Here is a 15,644-nt window from a genome sequence, read left to right as displayed (position 1 = left end):
ATTTGTGTGTTTTTTCGTCTGTTTTTTCCAGGACTTTGCTCATGACGTCGATCGTTCCCTCGCTCAGCCTCAACCAGATCAGGCAGCTTTCGACGACGGCGATCCAGAACTGGACGACGGAGGATGTGGCGGCGCTTTCCTCAAGCCAGATCGGCGCCTTCTCATCGCGGCAGATCGCGGCGCTGGAAGTGGAAGACATCGGCATCCTCAGCGCCGGCCAGGTCAGCGCCATTGCGCAAACGGCGATCGTCGGTCTCTCGCTGGACCAGATCGGCACCCTGAACAAATACACCGCCGGCCAGATCGAAAGCCTGACGGCCGGCCAGGTCGGCGCGCTGACCGCCGGGCAGATCGGCAAGCTTTCCGCCGACCAGGCGGAAGCGCTCACGGCATCCCAGGTCAAGACCTTGAGCGCGGCCCAGCTCGCCGCGCTCGACCCCGAGGACATCCAGACCTTCTCGCTCGAAGACATGGCGGCGATCAGCTACAAGGCCGTGCAGGGTCTGAGCAGCGCCGCCATCGCGGCGCTTTCCGACGAGCAGATCGGCGCGCTCGCTCCCCTCGCCGTCGCCGGCTTCACCGCATCGCAAGCCTCCGCGCTCACGCCCGACCAGATCAGGGCGATGACGACCGACCAGATCGCCCTGCTCAAGCCCGCGCAGATCGCGGCCTTGAGCGAGGATGCGGTCAAGGCCTTTTCCGAGACGCAGATCGCCGCGCTCAGCACCAGCGCCGTCACCGGCTTCGCGTCCTGGCAGATCGGCGCGCTGGAGACCTCTCACATCGAGGCCCTGTCGCCCGCGCAGGTCAAGGCGCTCTCGGCGCAGCAGCTTGCCGCCATCGGCCCGGCGGGCCTGGCCACCTTCTCGCCCGAGGATATCGCCGCGATTTCCAGCAGGGCGCTTTCGGGTCTCAGCCCCGCAACGATCGCCGAACTTTCCACCGACCAGGTCGCAGCTCTCAGCTTGCAAACCATCCAGGGCCTGACCGCCGCCCAGGTCGCCGCCTTCACGCCCGAGCAGACCGCGGCCCTGCGGCCGGCCCAGATCGCCGCCATGAGCGCCGCGCAGGTCGCGGCCTTCAGCACCGACGACATCGTGGAACTGTCCAGCGACAGCCTTGCAGCCCTCTCCGCCAAGGCCGTCAAGGGACTGAGCACGGCGGCGATCGCCGCGCTTACCCTGGGGCAGGCCCAAGCACTGACCTCCAGCCAGATCGCCGCGCTCGAAGCCCGGCAGGTCGCCGCGCTCAGCGTGGAGTCCATCGAAGCGTTTTCCACCGGCCAGATCGCCGCGCTCGGCAGCGGCGCGGTCAGGGGGCTGACGGCCACGCAGATCGGCGCGATGAGCCACGAACAGATCGAGGCCTTCTCCCCGACCCAGGTGAAGGGCTTCACCGCCCAGCAGATCGCCGCCCTCGACGACGAGGGTATCGCAGCCTTCTCCGCGGCGGATATCGCCGCGCTCTCGGCAAACGCCCTTTCGGGCCTGAGTTCAGACGCCATCGCGGGCCTCACCCCGGCGCAGATCGCCGCGCTCAGCGTCAAGGCGATCGCTGGCCTGACGCCGCAGCAGATCAAGGCGCTGAACGAAGAGCAGGCCGAAGCGTTCAACCCGGCGCAGATCAAGGCGTTTTCCGCCGTGCAGATCGGCGCCTTCGATCCCGACAATCTCAAGACCTTCTCCAGCGCGGATATCGCCGCGATCCAGAACAATGCCCTCGGCGGCCTTGGCAGCGATGCCCTCGCCGCGCTCACCACCGACCAGATCGTGGCATTCACCGCGACCCAGATCAGCGCCCTGAAATCCGCGCAGATCGCCGCGTTCGATAGCGACCAGATCGAAGCCTTGACGCCCGCCCAGGTGAAGGCGCTCAACGCGACGCAGCTTTCGGCCCTTTCCCCGGACGAGCTTGCGACCTTCTCGACGGAGGATATCGCCGCGCTCAACGCCAGGGCCGTCGCCGGCATCGGCAGCGCCGCGATCGCGGGGTTGACGACGGAGCAGATCGGCGCGTTCAGCGCCGCCGCGCTTGGCGGCTTCACGGCCGCGCAGATGCGCGCGATGAGCGCGGAGCAGATCGAGGCGCTGTCGCCCGCGCAAATGGCCGCGCTGACATCCGTGCAGCTCGCGGCGATGGATCCCGCCGCGCTCGCAGGGCTCTCGCCCGCCCACATGGCCGCGATCAACACCAGGGCCATCGTCGGCCTGCCAACCTCCGCCATCGCCGCCCTGACGCCGGACCAGATCGCCGCGCTCAGCCCGAGCATCATCGCCGGCCTTTCCACGGCCCAGATCGATGTGCTCAACACCGAGCAGATCGAGACGCTCACGCCGCTCCAGATCCGCGGCATGAGCGCGCGCCAGATCATGGCGCTCGGCCCGGACGGCATCGCGACCTTCTCCACGGACGATATGGCGGCGATCAACACCAAGGCCATTCCGGGCCTTGGTAGCACCGCGCTCGATGAACTTTCAGCCGGCCAGATCGCGGCACTGACGCCCGGGCAGATCGCCGGCCTGACACCCGCGCAGATCGTCGTCCTCGACGACGCCTTCCTCGCGTCGCTGACACCCCAGCAGGTCGCAGCCATCGCCGCGAACGTCATTCCCAGCCTGACGCCGGACCAGATCGAGGCGTTGAGCACCGCGCAGGTCGAGGCGCTGTCGTCGCTGCAGATCAAGGCCCTCACCTCCGCCCAGCTCGGCGCGCTCAGCCGTGCGGACCTCGCCACCTTCTCGACGGACGAGATTGCCGCCATCACCAACAAGGCCATCATGGGTCTCACCGGGGAGGCGATCGCGGGCCTCTCCACCGCGCAGACGGCCGCGCTCAGCCGCACCGCGCTCGCCAGCATGACGGGCGAACAGGTCGAAGCGCTGACGACCGCCCAGATCGCGGCGCTTTCCACCCTCCAGATCAACGCATTCACCTCCCGGCAGGTCGCCGCGCTCGAACCGCAGGACATCCAGGCGCTTTCCACCGCGCAGATCGCGGCGCTCACGGCCAGCGCCGTTTCGGGCTTTGCGCCCGATCACTTCGCCTCCCTCACCTCCACGCAGATCGCGGCGTTCAGCACGAGCACCTTCGTCGGTCTCACCGCCGGCCAGATCGAAGCACTGAGCTCGCTGCAGGTGAGCCAGCTTTCCACCGCGCAGCTACGCGCCCTTACCGCCGCTCAGGCCGCAGCGCTCGACAACGACATCAAGGCCCTCTCCTCCGACCAGATCGTCAATCTCAGCGCCGCAGCCGTCGCAGGACTGCGCGCCGACCAGATCGGCGCCCTCAGTTCCGGCCAGATCTCCGCGCTGACGACGGCGCAGGTCGGCGCGCTCAGCTCCAAGCAGGTCGCGGCCCTCGACGCGGGCGACGTCGCCGCCCTTTCGACGGCGCAGATCGCCGCCCTCAACGCATCCGGCATTTCCGGCCTCACGTCGAGCCAGATCGCGGCCCTCAGCCTCAGCCAGATCGGCGCGCTGAGCAACAAGCAGATGGCGGCGCTGACCTCCTCGCAGATCCCCGCCTTCGGCACGGACAAGATCGCCGCGCTCACGACCGAGCAGATCGCCCATCTCAACGCGGGCAGCATCGCCGGCTTCACCTCGCAGCAGCTCTCGGCGCTCAGCACCAGCCAGGCCGAGGCGCTGACCAGCGCCCAGGTCGGCTCGCTCAATTCCGAACAGATCGGCGAACTCGGCACCGACGACATCGCGACCTTCTCCACGAAGGACATCTCGATGATCACGTCCGGCGCCATCCGGGGCCTGTCGGCGGCGACGATCGCCTCGCTCTCCACCGCGCAGATCGCCGCCTTCAGCACGGCGGCCATCGCGGCAATGACGACCCAGCAGATCGCCGCGCTCTCGACCTCGCAGGCCGAAGCGCTCACCAAGTCCCAGATCGGCGCGCTGGGCTCCAACCAGCTCGCCGCCTTCGGCCCTGATGACATCGCAACCTTCTCCGTCCAGGAAATGGGCGCCATCACGTCGGGCGCGCTGCCCGGCCTTACGACCGATGCGATCGCCGCCCTTTCGACGGCACAGATCGCCGGCCTCAGCGCCGCCAGCATTCCGGGCCTCAGCACGAAGCAGATCACAGCGCTCAACGCCGCACAGGCCGAAGCGCTGACGACCAGCCAGATCGGCGCGTTCAGCGCCACGCAGCTTTCCGCCTTCTCCACCGACGAGATCGCCACGTTTGCGACCCGCGAGATCGCGGCCATCGGCGCGGATGCGATCACAGGCCTGTCGACCGCTACGATCGCTTCGCTCTCCACGGACCAGATCGCTGCCTTGAGCACGGCCGCCATCGGCGGGCTGGAGCCCCGGCAGATCGCAGCTCTCACCAGCGAGCAACTCGATTCCTTGAAGCCGGAGCAGGTTCGCGCCCTCGGCGCGCGCCAGATCGCCACGCTCGGGCCGGAATATATCGCCTCGCTGTCGCCCGAGCAGATCGCCGCGCTCAGCACGGCCGCCATTGCCGGCCTGTCGCCCGAGCAGGTCGCCGCCTTCACGACCGCCCAGGCCGAGGCCCTGACCCCGCAGCAGGTCGCCGCCCTCACCGCCCGCCAGATCGCCGAACTCGACATGGACAAGCTCGGCACCTTCTCGACCGCCGACATGGCCGCGATCAGTTCCGGCGCCATTTCCGGCCTCTCCACCGCCACGGTGGCCTCGCTGACGGCCGGCCAGATCGCGGCCCTCGGCCCGGCGGGCGTTTCGGGCATGACGAGCGACCAGATCGCGGCGCTTTCGACGGCCCAGGTCGAGGCGCTGACCACCGCGCAGGTCGCAGCCCTCGGCTCGCGGCAGGTGACGGCGCTGGGCACGGACGACATCGCCGCGCTTTCGCCGGCACAGATCGGCGCGCTCGGTTCCGACGGCATCGCCGGCCTGACGACCGCGCAGATCGGCGCACTGACGGCGGCCCAGGCGGAGGCCCTGACGAGCGGGCAGATCGCCGCGCTGAACTCGACGCAGGTCGCCGCGCTCAGCACCGCGAACCTCGAAACCTTCACGCCCGCCGAAATCGGCGCGATCGGTTCGCGCGCCGTCGCCGGCCTTCCGACGGCGGCCATCGCCGCGCTCACCACGGCCCAAATCTCCGCCATCAACACGGCCGGCCTGACGGGCGCCCAGATATCCGCGCTCAGCGACAACCAGCTCGAGGCCCTGACAAGCCTCCAGATGGCGGCGCTCGGCTCCACCCAGATATCGGCCCTCAGCACCGCCGACATCGCCGTTCTGTCGCCCGACCAGATCGCCGCGCTCAGCACCGCCGGCATCGCCGCCCTCAGCACCGCGCAGATCACGGCGCTCAGCACCCTCCAGGCGGAGGCGCTGACCGCAACGCAGGTAGGCGCGCTCGACGCGCAGCAGATCGCCGCCTTGAGCGCGGACGATCTCTCCGTGTTCTCGACCGCCGACATCGCCGCCATCAGTTCGCGCGCGATCACCGGCCTTTCGACCGGCATGATCGCCTCGCTCACCACTGCGCAGATCAGGGCGCTCGGCACGGCGGGCATTTCCGGCCTGTCGAGCGAGCAGATCGCCGCCCTCAATGCCGACCAGGTCGAAGCGCTTACCGCCACGCAGATCGGCGCCTTCACCTCGCGGCAGATCGCGGCCTTTGACGCCGGCGATATCGCCCTCTTCACCACCGCGGAAATTTCCGTGATCGGCTCGGCGGCGATGGCCGGTCTTTCCCCGTCGATTCTCGCCGGCTTCTCCCCCGAAAAGATCGAGGCCCTGAGCCCGGCAGGCATCGGCGGCATGACCACGGGGCAGATCGCCGCGCTGAGCCCAGGCCAGGTCGCAGCCTTCTCCACCGCGCAGGTCCAAGCGCTCTCCTCCAAACAGGTCGCGGCGCTTGCCGTCGAGGACATCGCCGCGCTGACGCCCGGCCAGATCGCGGCCCTGAGCGCGGGCGGCATCGCCGGCCTCACCGGCATGCAGGCGGCAAGCCTCACCTACGAGCAGGCCGAAGCCCTTTCCGCCAGCCAGATCGCGGCGCTGACCGCGGCAGCGCTCGGCGGCTTTTCCAGCGAGGCGCTCGACACGCTTTCGACGAGCGAGCTCGCGGCCATCGGGTCGAGCGCCATCAAGGGCCTTCCGCCGGGCTATATGGCATCGCTTTCGAACGACGAGATCGCCGCGCTCGGCACGGGGGCCATTGCCGGCCTCAGCAGCGCCCAGATCGCCGCCTTGTCGACGGACCAGCTGGAGGCCTTCTCGCTCGCCCAGATCGCGGCGCTGAGCGTGCCCGGCACGGCCGGCCTGACCACGGCGCAGATGCAGACGATCTCGACCGAAGAGCTCGCCGCCATGAGCGCCTCGGCCATCAAGGGCCTGACGAGCTCCGTCATCGGCGCGCTATCGACGGAAAGCGTCGCCGCCCTGACGAAGGGCCAGGTCGCCGCACTAACCTACGGCCAGATGAACGCCATGAGCGCATCGCAGGTCGGCGCGCTCTCGACCGATCAGGCCAGCGCGCTGACGGCAACGCAGACGGCCGCCCTCGGCGCCGACGACCTCGGCACTTTCTCGCCCGACCATATCCTCGCCCTCGGCTCGAACGCCATTTCGGGGCTGAGCACGGCAGCGCTCGCCGGCCTTACCCCCGAGCAGGCGAACGCCTTCACGCTCGGCCAGCTTGCCGCCATGACCTCGGCACAGATCGACGCCCTGCCGCGCGGCCCCGGCGCTTCGGCGATGGCCTTCAGCGCGGCCGGCACCGGCGAGGCCTCGACACCTCCGGAGGATACCGGCACGACGGCGGAGGCGCCGCAGGCATCCGGCGATCCGCAATCCGAGATCGCGGCGATCATCTCGTCCTATCTGGAGATCTGAGCGCGAGCGGAGCCCATTCCGGTTCCGCGCTTGGCGTCCAGTCCTGCTGAAGCCTGCGCGCCATCGCTGCGGTGCGCCGGTCGAAGGAATATTTCTCGGGTCACAGCCGTCTTGAAACTATCGGCAAAGTGGTGCGCCGTCCCTCCGCAAGGAGCGGGGGATGGGGCGGGCTTCGATCCCATCGCAACCGGAGATGCATGCCATTCTTTCCATACGCATAGCCGGAACCGGCCACGCGCTGCCGCGCAGAGCCGTTGCGTCGACGGAACTGGATCGCCGGCTCGGGTTCGAGGACGGTCATCTGCAAAGGCTTTCCGGCGTGGAAAACCGGCATGTCTGCGAGAGCGAGGACCAGATCGACCTTGCCGTCGCCGCCGCCGAGGAGGCTATCGCGCGGGCGGGGGTTCCCGTTTGCGATATCGACCTCGTGCTGGGCGCCTGCGGCATTCCCTACCAGCCGCTGCCGGCGACGGCGCCGCTCGTCATGCGCCGGCTCGGCATGGCCGACGGCGCGGCGGCCGCCCATGACGTCAACGCCACCTGTCTCAGCTTCCTGACCGCGCTGGAGCTTGCCGCCGGCAGGATCGCCCTCGGCCAGAGCCGCGCCGCGCTCGTCTTCTCCTCGGAAATCGCCTCGCGCGCCCTGCCCTGGCAGGACCAGCCGGACGTCGCGGCGCTCTTCGGCGACGGCGCGGCGGCGGCCGTCGTCACCGCGGCGCCGGATGGCCGTACCGGTATCCGCGCCAGCCTGTTGCGCAGCTACCCCTCCGCCTATGGCGCCTGCGAGATCGGGGCGGGCGGCACGCGGTTCGATTTCCACCGCGAGCCCGAAGCGTTCGCCGCCCACGCCCTCTTCCACATGGACGGCAAGGAACTCTTCCGCATCACGCATCGCCACTTTCCGCGCTTCGTGGAGCAGGTGCTCGACGCCGCCGGCTGGTCGCGCGAGGATGTCGATCTCGTCATCCCGCATCAGGCAAGCCCCCTGGCACTGGACCACATGGTCCAGCATACCGGCATGGAAAGCGGGCGCGTCGTCAACATCGCCGCGCGGCTCGGCAACCAGATCGCCGCCTCCATTCCCACTGCGCTCGATATCGCCTGGCGGGACGGCCGGATCAGGCCTGGCATGAAACTGCTGCTTCTGGGCACGTCCGCCGGCGTTTCCTTTGGTGGCATGGCCATCGAGGTCTGAGCGGATGCGTGTGCTCGTCACCGGAGCAACGGGATTTCTGGGCGGCGCGCTGATCCGCCACCTGCGCGACCGGGGCTTCGAGACCATCGCCGTCGGCCGCAATGCGGAGCGCTGCCATCTGCTGGCGGAAGCCGGCTTCACGACGCTGCGCGCCGATCTTTCGCAGTCCGACGCGCAACTGGCAAAGCGCATCGGCCCGTTGGACGCCGTGGTCCACTGTGCCGCCCTGTCGTCCCCCTGGGGCCGGCTTGCCGCCTTCCGCGCCGCCAATGTCGAGGGTACGCGAAACGCCCTCGATCTCGCCGCGGCGCTCGGCGCGCGGCGCTTCGTCAACATCTCCTCGCCGACCGTCTATTTCGAGCTGAAGGACAAGGTCCGCGTTGCGGAAAGCGCTGCCCTGCCGCGTCCCATCAACGCCTATGCCCGGACAAAGGCGGAGGCGGAACGGCTGGTGCTTTCCCGTCTCGAACTCGGCCCGGTCAATCTGCGGCCGCGCGGCATCTATGGCGCCGGCGAAGAGACCCTGCTGCCGCGCCTGCTCGCCGCCGCCAGGCGCGGCCCGCTGCCCCTCTTGCGCAACGGCGTCGCCTCCATCGACCTCACTCATGTCAGTGACGTCGTCGCAGCCATCGAGGCGGCGCTGGGGCCTGATCCTGTCCTTGCCGGAGAGACGTTCAACATTTCCGGCGGCGAGACCGTCGCTGTCCGCGAGATCGTGGAGCGTACCTGCACCGCGCTCTCCGTGCCGGTCCGATGGCGCCGCGTGCCGTTTCATCCCGCACTTTTCGCTGCGCGGCTGGCATTTCTGGCGAGCCTTGCCCGTCCCGCGCCGAAGGAACCGCCGGTGACGCCCTATACACTCGGCCTCTTCGCCTTCCGCCAGAGCCTCGACATCACCAAGGCCCGGCAAATGCTGGGCTGGCAGCCTCGGATCCCGTTCGAACAGGGCCTTGCCCTGACCCTTCAAGGGCGGGGCGCGTCATGAGGCCGGTCTTCGCCAACAGCGCCTTTGTCACCGCCCCGGAGCGGCTGGTCCTCAGGGGCGGGCGCTGGCGGAACATCCGCCTCAAGGTGCGCTACGGCCTGTTCCGCCATCCAGATGCGGGGCTGGTGCTGATCGATGCGGGCTACGGCCCGCGGGTGACGCAGGGCCGGCGCGGCCTTGCCCTCCGGCTCTACAACGCCCTTTTCGGGCCGGAGCTTGTCGCGGCCGGCCAACCGGAAGCCGTGCTGCGGCGGTTCGGCGCGGCGCCGGCCGATGTCTCGGCCGTCATCCTCAGCCATTTCCATGCCGACCATGTCGCCACGCTCGACCTGTTTCCGCAGGCGCGGGTCTTTGCGAAGACCCGGCTCCTGAACCGCATCGAAGGCCGGAGCGGCTGGCGCAACCTGCGCCATGGCGTCTTTGCCGAACTCCTGCCGGAAGGACTTGCCGCGCGAACCGTCGATATTGACAGGCTTGCCGTGCGCGACGCGCCGTTCGGTCTTGGTGCAGGGCGTAACCTCTTCGGCGATGGCAGCGTGCTGGCAATCGACCTTCCCGGCCATGCCGAGGGTCATGTCGGCCTCTGCTTTGCGCGGCTGCCCGTACCGCTCCTCTATGCGGTCGATGTGCAATGGCTGATCGATGCCCTGTCGGAAGACCGCCAACCAGGCTTCCCGGCCAGCCTGATCGCCGACGACCGCCGCGCCTTGGCCGAAAGCGCCCGCCGGGTCCTCGCCTTCCGGCAGGCGGGCGGGCAGGTGCTGCTATGCCATGAGCCGGGCGACAGCCCCTATGACCTGACGGACGATCCCGCATGACCGGGACCCTGCAGATCGCATCGGCCTTCGCGCAGACCCTTTGGGCGGGTCGCGTGGGCCGTCCACGCGCCGATTTCGAGCGCTGGCAGGCCCGCACACTCCAGCGCTGGCTCGACCGCGACCTGCCGGCTGTCGATTTCTACCGCGATGCGCCACGGCGGCTGGATGGCCTGCCGGTCATCGACAAGGCCGTCCTCATGGGAGATTTCGCTGCCTTCAACCGGGGGCGCATCACCGCCGAACAGGGCTGGCAGGCGTTTGAAACGACCGGCCGGCTCGGAAATATCAGCATCGGCGCCAGCACCGGCACGAGCGGCAACCGCGCCCTCTACGCCATCACGCCAGCCGAACAGCACCGCTGGCTCGGCACCATGCTCGCCAAGGCCCTGCCGCGCTTTCTCCTCCAGCCCGAACGGGTCGCCGTCGTCCTGCCGCAGAATTCCGCGCTCTACGAGGGCGCCAACCGTTCGCGCCTTCTGAAACTCAGGTTCTTCGACTTGCGGCGAGGCGCCGAGCGATGGCTTGGCGCCCTCGAAAGCTTCGCGCCCACCACCATCGTCGCCCCGCCGCGCGTGCTGCGTTATCTGGCGGAGAATGCGAGGGGGCTCGCCCCGCGACGGCTCTTTTCCGGCGCCGAAACCCTCGATCCCGTGGACCGAGCGGTCATCGAGGCCCGTTTTCGCCTGCCGCTCGGCCAGATCTACATGGCAACCGAGGGGCTGTTTGCCGTCTCCTGTTCGCACGGCCGCCTGCATCTGGCCGAAGACGCCAACGTCTTCGAGTTCGAGCCGGTGGAGGGCGGACTCGTCTCGCCGCTGGTGACGAGCTTCCGCCGAAGGTTCCAGATCCTGGCGCGCTACCGCATGAACGACCTCCTGCGCCTTTCCCAATCCCCCTGCCCCTGCGGCTCGCCCTTGCAGGCCGTGGACGAGATCGTCGGGCGCATGGATGACGTCTTCGTCTTCGAACGGCCGGATGGCGCGCGCCTTCTCGTGACGCCGGACGTGATGCGCAACGCCGTGCTCGATGCCGCGCGCGCGATCACGGATTTCCGCATCCTGCGCGAAGGGCGCGACGAAATCGCAGTGGTTCTTCAACCGGGCCTCCCCGAAGCCGACGCCGAGGCCGCGCGACAGGCGCTCGTACGGGTTTTCGCGCAGCGCGGCCTTGTTCCGCAAATCCGGACGCGGCGCGAGGCGATGGTCCTGGATCCCCATCGCAAGCTGCGGCGGGTCGAATGCCGGTTCCGGCCGGAGGCCGAGCCATGACCGGGCATGTCCGGAACGAGCCGGAACTGGTCCGGCGCTTCGTCGATCTGTTCAACGAGCGGCCTGTGCGGGACCTGATCGGCAATCTCACCACCACGGTCTCCTCCGTCGAGATCGACGGCCGGCACTTTCCACTCACCATCAACGACCGGGCGGACGCGCCGACCTGCTATATCTGCTGCCCGAGCAGCGCCTATATCGATTATGCGGTGGACGAGACCCGCAATTTCGCGGCAGCACCGCTGCTGCGCCGCGCCGTGCAGGCCCTCGTCCGTGCTTCGGCCCCGCTCCTCGCCGCAAGCGGGCTCGACCATCAGGTGCAGGTGAACAACTGGCTGCTCTCCACCAATCCCGTGCCCGCCATCGACCCCGCCTCCGCCACCGCGATGGTGGAGCACCTGACCGCCGAATTCCCGGACAGGGCCATCGTCATCCGCTCGCTCAACGCGCGGGCGGATGACGGCACCATGGCCAGCCTCAAGGCATCAGGTTTCCGGCTGCTTGCGGCCCGCCGCATCTATCTCTTCTCCGGCAGCGCACGCCGAACGCAGAACATGGGCTACGATCGCACCCTGTTGCGGCAGACCCCATACCACTTCGCCCCGGGAGAGAGCTTCACCGATGAGGACTATGCGCGCTCCGCCGAACTCTACAAGTTGCTCTATCTCGACAAGTACACGCCCCTGAACCCGCACTATACGGCCCGCTATATCGGCGAGATGCACCGGCGCGGCCTGTTCGATCTCGTCGGCTTCCGAGATGGCGACGGGCGGCTCGTGGCCGTTTCCGGCTTCTTCGCGAACGGCCGGACGCTGACGCAGCCGATCGTCGGCTACGATACCGGCCTACCGCGCAAGGACGGGCTCTACCGGCTGGTGATGGCAACTGGCCAGGCGATCGCCACCGAGCAGGAACTGTTCTTCAACATGAGCGCCGGGGCCGGAAAATTCAAAAGCCTGCGCGGCGCCGAACCCGTCATCGAATACAGCGCGGTCTACATGGCCCACCTTCCCTTGCGGCAGCGCGTCGCGGTGCGCATCATGGAAGGTCTTCTCAACCGTATCGGCATCCCCCTCCTTAAGGCTTTCGACCTATGACCCTTTCACCCGATTGCTGGCACGCCGTCGCGCTCGCGTCGGATATCGGCGCAAAGCCGCTGCGGATCCTCTTTTCCGGGCAGCCGGTCGTGCTGTTCCGCTCGGGCAGGCAAATCGCCGCGCTGCAGGACCGCTGCCCGCACCGCCTCGTGGAACTGTCGACGGGCAAGGTGGTCGGCGGGGAGATCGAATGTCCCTATCACGGTTGGCGCTTCAACGCGGCCGGCGCCTGCACAGCCATTCCGGGACTGACGGGAGAGGTCCCGAACTACCGGGTTCCACGCCTGAAAACCTTCGAGAAGGACGGTGTCATGTTTCTCGCCAAAGGCGAGCCGGAGGGCGAACCCTATCTGCACTGCGCAGAAGGGCGGAAGATCATCCTGAAGCTGGTGCGCAGCAGCACGCAGTCCACGCTGGTCGATACGGCGGAGAACATTCTCGACGCCACCCATACCCACTTCACCCACAAGGGCCTGCTGCGCGGGCTCGGCGGACAGCGGCAGCTCGTCCGCGTCGATATCACCGGCGGTCCCGGCTGGGTGGAAGCCTGCTACACCGGCGAGGAACGCCAGCAGGGGCTGGTGAGCCGCCTGCTGGAGGGCGAGCGGGTGAAGACCGTCGGGCGCTTCCGCTATCCCGGCATTGCCGAGCTGGAATATTGGGGGGCAAAAGGACTGGTGCTCGCCACGACCTTCCACCTGCGCCAGGCGGCCGACAACCAGGTGGACGGCATCGGCTGCCTGATCGGGCCGCGGAACGGCCTTATCGACCACCTGAAATCCTACGCCTTCCGTCCGATGTTCCGCATCGCGCTGGAACAGGACCGCCGCGTGCTGACCTCGGCGAGCCGGAACGCGACGTTCTGGCCCAATGCGACACCGCTGGTCGGGCCGCTCGATTTCCTGCGACGGAGCATCGAGGCGATCCTTGCCGGTACCCTGCCGCCCGCAGCGGAAAAACCCGAGACCGCCTATATCGAGCTCTGATCCGGCCCGTCCCATTCGATATCGCGGGTGGAGGCGCGTTGCAGGGAAATACCGTGACGCAGGGCCAATGTAGCGATCTCGCCGAGCGCCAGCCATTGCGCGCGTTTCGGCGCGGCATCGCCCGGCCAGTCGAGCAGTTCGTCGGCCGCGTTCAAGTCGCGGCGGAAGCGGCCGACGCCGCCAGCGCGCAGGGCCGCCGGCAGTCCGTAGATCCACATGGCGAGCCGCACCGTCTGCGGCCGCGCGACATCCCGCTCGACAAATCCGGTATCCCCGGTGGCAGCCGCCACGAAGCCCTTCGGATTCCTGAAGAAATGCAGCCCGCTTGTTGCGCGCGGATTACATTCGAGCGGCAGGACCGCACCATCCGCCATTCGCATCAGGTCGAAGGAGATTTGGCCCGTCCAGCCGGTTCCCGCCACGAAACGCTCGACGAAGGCGCGCGCCCGCTCATCCTCCAACGGCTGGAAACAGATGCCCGCGCCCTTGCCCGCCCGGTAGATGGACCGGTAGAGCGAAAACACCGCAAGCCGCCCCTCTCTGGCGACGGCATAGACGCTCAACTCCTCCCCCGGCAGGAACTGTTGCGCAACCCAGGGCGCCTGCGGGCTCGGCGACAGGCCATCGAGCTCGGCGCGCGACGGGTGGACCAGGACGCGGCTCGCAAAACGCGACCATACCGGCTTGAAGACGAGGTCGGCGGCCTCTGCCCGAACGGAAAGAACATCATCCTTACCACGCAGCAGGCGGGTATGCGGCACGGCAAGCCCTAGGCTCCGGCAAAGCTCGATGAAGGCGTATTTATCATGCACGCGCTGCAGGAGGTCGATATCCGGCGCGAACAGAAGCGCGGCCGGCTGCCGCTCCCGCCACATATGCGCCAGATAGAACACCTCCTCGCAGGTCGGCACGACGAGCGAAACGTTTTCGCGCACGACCAGCGCCTCGACGGCATCCCCGTAGCGGGCGGGCTCGAAGCGCGGCGGCGGCAGGCGGAAATAGGCGGCACAGGCGCGGCTTGCGGCAGAAAGCGGCTTCGCCGGCGTATCCGCCAGCACCACGCGCCAGCCGGCCCCGTCGAAAAGCCGTGCGAGATGCAGCGCGACAGGCGCCCGCGCGCCGCTAATCAGGACGGACGGGCCACCGCCGCTCACGCCTCGAACGATTTCAGGATGGGGCATGGGCCCTTCTTGCCGATCGCGCATTCCGAAACGAGCGTTTGCAGCGAGGACCTCGCCCGTTGCAGGTCCTCCATGCGGGCATCGAGCTCGGCGAGGCGCTTCGTCGCCATCTCCCGCACAGCCGACCGGTCCTCGCCGGAATCGAGCGCCAGCAACTGGCGGATTTCTTCCAGCGTGAATCCTGCCGTCTGCGCTTGCCGGATGAAGCGAAGGCGTGAAACGTCGGTCTCGCTGTAGCGCCGGATGCCGTCGATGCGTTTTGGCGTCGCGAGCAGGCCGCGGCGCTGGTAGAAACGCACGGTCTCGACGCCGACATTCGCCGCCGCCGCAAATTTTCCGATCGTCAGCTCGTGGGGGTGTTGACTCCGTACCATGGTACGGAACCTATAGTCCTGCCAACGATTTCACAAGACAGGAGACGTGAGATGTTGGACAGAACCCAGAACACCGGCCGCAAGGCCATTCTCTACCGCATGGTGATGTCGAGCCACATCTGCCCCTACGGCCTGAAGGCCAAGGACCTTCTGCGTCGCTCGGGCTACGAGGTCGACGACCGCCACTTGACGACGCGCGAGGAGACCGACGCTTTCAAGGCCAAGCATGATGTCGCGACCACGCCGCAGGTCTTCATCGATGGGACACGCATCGGCGGTTATGACGACCTGCGCCGCTATCTCGGCAAGCCCGTCGCCGACCCGAAGGCCACCACCTACCGCCCGGTCATCGTGCTCTTCACCCTGACGGCACTGATGGCGATGGCCGCGAGCTTCGCCGTCAGCGGCTCGCCCTTCACGCTGCGGGCGGCGGAATGGTTCATCGCCTTCTCGATGGTCGTGCTCGCCCTCCTGAAATTGCAGAATGTCGAGAGTTTCGCGACCATGTTCCTCAACTACGACCTGCTTGCCAAGCGGTGGGTGCCCTACAGCTACATCTATCCCTATGCTGAAGGTCTTGCCGGGGTGCTGATGGTGGCGGGCGCGCTCAACTGGCTGTCGGTTCCCGTCGCACTCTTCATCGGCACGATCGGCGCCGCTTCGGTTTTCAAGGCCGTCTATATCGACCGGCGCGAACTGAAATGCGCCTGCGTCGGCGGCTCCAGCAGCGTTCCGCTCGGCTTCATCTCGCTGACGGAGAACCTGATGATGATCGCCATGGCCGTGTGGATGGCCGCCGCATCGCTCGGCTATACCGGCCTTCATGCGATGTAACGAACGGGGCACGGCGCTTCGGCGCCGTGCCGTCGCACGTGGCGGGATGGCTGGGTAG

At 68.0% G+C, this 15,644-nt stretch carries 10 protein-coding genes; 8 read left to right on the top strand and 2 right to left on the bottom strand.

Annotated elements, in window-relative coordinates; all coding sequences use genetic code 11:
• Positions 1 to 41: 41 nt before the first annotated feature.
• The 7 genes from Q9316_RS21895 to Q9316_RS21865 all read left to right on the top strand — a co-directional run bounded on the left by Q9316_RS21895 (position 42) and on the right by Q9316_RS21865 (position 13,197).
• Entirely contained in the window at positions 42 to 6,848 is a 6,807-nt protein-coding gene (locus Q9316_RS21895; RefSeq protein ID WP_306035428.1) for a beta strand repeat-containing protein, read from the top strand.
• A gap of 193 nt (positions 6,849 to 7,041) precedes the next feature.
• Positions 7,042 to 8,043, top strand: a complete 1,002-nt coding sequence (locus tag Q9316_RS21890; protein ID WP_306035427.1) for a 3-oxoacyl-ACP synthase III family protein — start codon at positions 7,042 to 7,044, stop codon at positions 8,041 to 8,043.
• 4 nt (positions 8,044 to 8,047) lie between these two features.
• The gene (locus tag Q9316_RS21885) at positions 8,048 to 9,028 is read left to right on the top strand and encodes an NAD-dependent epimerase/dehydratase family protein (RefSeq protein ID WP_306035426.1); all 981 of its coding nucleotides are present in this window, start codon (positions 8,048 to 8,050) and stop codon (positions 9,026 to 9,028) included.
• Positions 9,025 to 9,846 carry an MBL fold metallo-hydrolase gene (locus tag Q9316_RS21880; RefSeq protein WP_306035425.1) on the top strand — a complete coding sequence of 274 codons (822 nt, stop codon included), beginning with the start codon at positions 9,025 to 9,027 and terminating at the stop codon, positions 9,844 to 9,846. The genes Q9316_RS21885 and Q9316_RS21880 overlap by 4 nt, the downstream gene beginning before the upstream one ends.
• A complete protein-coding gene (locus tag Q9316_RS21875; protein WP_306035424.1) occupies positions 9,843 to 11,114 on the top strand; it encodes a CoF synthetase in 1,272 nt (423 codons plus the stop codon). The genes Q9316_RS21880 and Q9316_RS21875 overlap by 4 nt, the downstream gene beginning before the upstream one ends.
• Positions 11,111 to 12,211, top strand: coding sequence for a GNAT family N-acetyltransferase (locus Q9316_RS21870; RefSeq protein ID WP_306035423.1), 1,101 nt, complete (start codon positions 11,111 to 11,113; stop codon positions 12,209 to 12,211). The genes Q9316_RS21875 and Q9316_RS21870 overlap by 4 nt, the downstream gene beginning before the upstream one ends.
• Complete coding sequence (locus tag Q9316_RS21865; protein WP_306035422.1) at positions 12,208 to 13,197, top strand: Rieske 2Fe-2S domain-containing protein; 990 nt, start codon at positions 12,208 to 12,210, stop codon at positions 13,195 to 13,197. The genes Q9316_RS21870 and Q9316_RS21865 overlap by 4 nt, the downstream gene beginning before the upstream one ends.
• Here Q9316_RS21865 and Q9316_RS21860 read toward each other — a convergent pair.
• Complete coding sequence (locus tag Q9316_RS21860; protein ID WP_306035421.1) at positions 13,182 to 14,378, bottom strand: ATP-grasp domain-containing protein; 1,197 nt, start codon at positions 14,376 to 14,378, stop codon at positions 13,182 to 13,184. The genes Q9316_RS21865 and Q9316_RS21860 overlap by 16 nt on opposite strands.
• Complete coding sequence (locus tag Q9316_RS21855) at positions 14,348 to 14,752, bottom strand: MerR family transcriptional regulator (protein ID WP_306035420.1); 405 nt, start codon at positions 14,750 to 14,752, stop codon at positions 14,348 to 14,350. Before Q9316_RS21855 ends, Q9316_RS21860 begins: the two co-directional genes overlap by 31 nt.
• Before the next feature lie 51 nt (positions 14,753 to 14,803).
• On the opposite strand from Q9316_RS21855, the gene Q9316_RS21850 reads away from it, so the two are divergent.
• Positions 14,804 to 15,586, top strand: a complete 783-nt coding sequence (locus Q9316_RS21850) for a glutaredoxin family protein (protein ID WP_306035419.1) — start codon at positions 14,804 to 14,806, stop codon at positions 15,584 to 15,586.
• The last annotated feature ends 58 nt before the right edge of the window (positions 15,587 to 15,644 follow it).

The organism is Shinella zoogloeoides (genome assembly GCF_030733845.1).
Lineage (GTDB): Bacteria > Pseudomonadota > Alphaproteobacteria > Rhizobiales > Rhizobiaceae > Shinella > Shinella zoogloeoides_C.
The sequence above is the reverse complement of the archived record's forward strand: the minus strand, read 5'-3'. Positions and strand labels throughout refer to the sequence as shown.

Coding starts and splice junctions, on each gene's coding strand:
- Q9316_RS21895 (WP_306035428.1), top strand. CDS start 42: ATGACGTCGATCGTTCCCTCGCTCAGCCTCAACCAGATCAGGCAGCTT.
- Q9316_RS21890 (WP_306035427.1), top strand. CDS start 7,042: ATGCATGCCATTCTTTCCATACGCATAGCCGGAACCGGCCACGCGCTG.
- Q9316_RS21885 (WP_306035426.1), top strand. CDS start 8,048: ATGCGTGTGCTCGTCACCGGAGCAACGGGATTTCTGGGCGGCGCGCTG.
- Q9316_RS21880 (WP_306035425.1), top strand. CDS start 9,025: ATGAGGCCGGTCTTCGCCAACAGCGCCTTTGTCACCGCCCCGGAGCGG.
- Q9316_RS21875 (WP_306035424.1), top strand. CDS start 9,843: ATGACCGGGACCCTGCAGATCGCATCGGCCTTCGCGCAGACCCTTTGG.
- Q9316_RS21870 (WP_306035423.1), top strand. CDS start 11,111: ATGACCGGGCATGTCCGGAACGAGCCGGAACTGGTCCGGCGCTTCGTC.
- Q9316_RS21865 (WP_306035422.1), top strand. CDS start 12,208: ATGACCCTTTCACCCGATTGCTGGCACGCCGTCGCGCTCGCGTCGGAT.
- Q9316_RS21860 (WP_306035421.1), bottom strand. CDS start 14,378: ATGCCCCATCCTGAAATCGTTCGAGGCGTGAGCGGCGGTGGCCCGTCC.
- Q9316_RS21855 (WP_306035420.1), bottom strand. CDS start 14,752: ATGGTACGGAGTCAACACCCCCACGAGCTGACGATCGGAAAATTTGCG.
- Q9316_RS21850 (WP_306035419.1), top strand. CDS start 14,804: ATGTTGGACAGAACCCAGAACACCGGCCGCAAGGCCATTCTCTACCGC.